At 58.7% G+C, this 2,077-nt stretch carries 1 protein-coding gene; it reads left to right on the top strand.

The features are described 5' to 3' along the window. Window positions 1-223: 223 nt before the first annotated feature. Entirely contained in the window at window positions 224-1,942 is a 1,719-nt protein-coding gene (locus tag NW819_RS08045) for a transglutaminase domain-containing protein (RefSeq protein ID WP_414413442.1), read from the top strand. The last annotated feature ends 135 nt before the right edge of the window (window positions 1,943-2,077 follow it).

The raw sequence follows: 2,077 nt of genomic DNA, 5'->3' as shown, positions 1-2,077 counted from the left end.
GTTGAAAAGAGGCGCATCATAATAATGTTGGACAGTAAATATTGGACAGTCGTACCGCCTTGGTGCAGATCGCGCCAGCATGTCAACTTCATCCATAGGCAAGGAAGCCTTCATGGTTGCCATCCATCCGGCAAATGATCTGGGTGCTCTGAAAAATCTAGGTTCCACGGCAAGAGGATCCCAGCCTGCTTGGTGGCCTCCATCTGGGCGGCAACAGGGAACTGTGGCCCCTCTGCAACCTCTGGGGCTGGTTGCTTTGGAAGGTTTGGCCACCTGGGGAGATCGCCTGTTGGGCTTGGATCGGGTGAGGGGCTATTTGGTGGAAATTCAAGAGCACAACACCCTGCTGCTCAACCCCCACCATGTCCATTCTTTCCAAGGCGCTTACGGTTTGTGGGTAGAGTCAGAAGGGGATCAAGCGTGGATTTGGCTCAGTCGGGAGCAAGAGGGGCAAATCTTGCGCATTCCCATGTCCGCTCTGCAGCAACCGGGATCCCTGGAAGCCTTTCCAGTGTGTAGGTGCCCCTACCCTATCGAAGGGATCGCCCTCTGGAGCGATCCCCACACGGGAAACCGCTACCTCTATGCCACCTGCTACCGACGGGGAAAAATCCTGCAACTGGATCCCAGCCGTGGCCTTATTGTGCAGGAGATGCCCGCCCCTGGGGTTGGCCGAGAACAGATTGCGGTGCAGGGAGACTACCTCTGGGTGAGCGATCGGGTGGAAGAGACGATCTACGTGCTGGAGCGCCAGACCGGGCGAGAACTGGCCCGTATCCTCACCCCTTCTCCTGGGCCGACAGGCTTGGCCCATTGGCGGGGGCAACTCTGGGTGGCCTATGCCCACGAAGAAGCCTACATCCACGACAACCCCAACGCTCCGGATCCCTTGTCGGTGGCCCTGCGCGATAAAACCTGGGTGGCCCCCCTACGCCTGCGGCCTTTGGATCCCCCTAGCTCCCCCGACCCCTCTGGCGGCGGTGGAACCGAGGCCGAGGATTCCCCCATTGCCTGTCCGGTAGTTTTTCAGCCCCAGTGTCTGGGGGAACGCGCCACCTACACCCTCTCCCACGGCTATCGGGTGGAGCTGACCTATGTGGAAGAAATTGCCCAAGAAGAGCCGCGCTTCCTGCCCGATTTGGTCTGGCGAATTGCCTTGCCCTGCAACAGCCTTCGCCAACGGGTGCGCAGCCTGCACTGGGTAGGTCTGCCGTTTGAAGTGGAAGAGCAATCTGGCCAACAGGTGGCGGTGTTTTCGCTGGGATCCCTGGGGGCCCATGAGGTGCGCTTGTTTGGCTGGCGGGCGGTGCTGGATCTCTACAGTATCAAGTACTGCATCGATCCACTGGATGTAGAGGCTGCCGTTTTGCCCAGGGAGCTGCGGGATCGCTACTTGGTGGACGATGACTACCTGGCCATGGACACCTCGATTGTCCGAGAGGCAGCGCGGCTGGCCGTTGGCAGCGAGACCAACTTGCTGCGCAAAATGCTCAATATCCGGGCCTATGTTTACGACAAGCTCTCCTACCGGGTCACCTCTCGCATCGATCCGCCGGATGAGGTTTTGCGGCGTGGCTCCGGTTCTTGTGGCGAATATGTGGGGGTGCTGTTGGCTTTGGCCCGCCTCAATGGAATCCCTTGCCGCACGGTGGGGCGCTACAAATGTCCTCCCCATCCAGAACTGAAAGGGATCCCGCTGTTTCCCCAGTACAACCACGTGTGGATTGAGTTTTATCTGCCCGGCTGGGGTTGGGTGCCGATGGAGTCGAACCCCGACGATCGGGGGGAGCGCCCCTATTCGCAGCGCTACTTCATGGGCTTGCCCTGGACCCATGCCGAGATCGCCAAAGGGATCCCTTTCGAGACGATCAACACCGACCAAGCCTCAATTGGGGAGCTGGCCATTAACCATGTGCAGTTTCGCATCTTAGAAGAAATTTGAAAGGCGAATAGAGTGAGAAAACGGGCCTGAGATTGGCCAACACTGCTCCGGGAGTGATTTTTGCCGAAGATAACAATGTGGCTCCTGATGTGGTGTGGGTAAGCCGCTCTCGAGTAAACTACCCGGCCCTGACTG

Origin of the sequence: Synechococcus sp. R8-2 (assembly GCF_047461715.1) — a bacterium.
GTDB lineage: Bacteria > Cyanobacteriota > Cyanobacteriia > Thermostichales > Thermostichaceae > Thermostichus.
The sequence above is the reverse complement of the archived record's forward strand: the minus strand, read 5'-3'. Positions and strand labels throughout refer to the sequence as shown.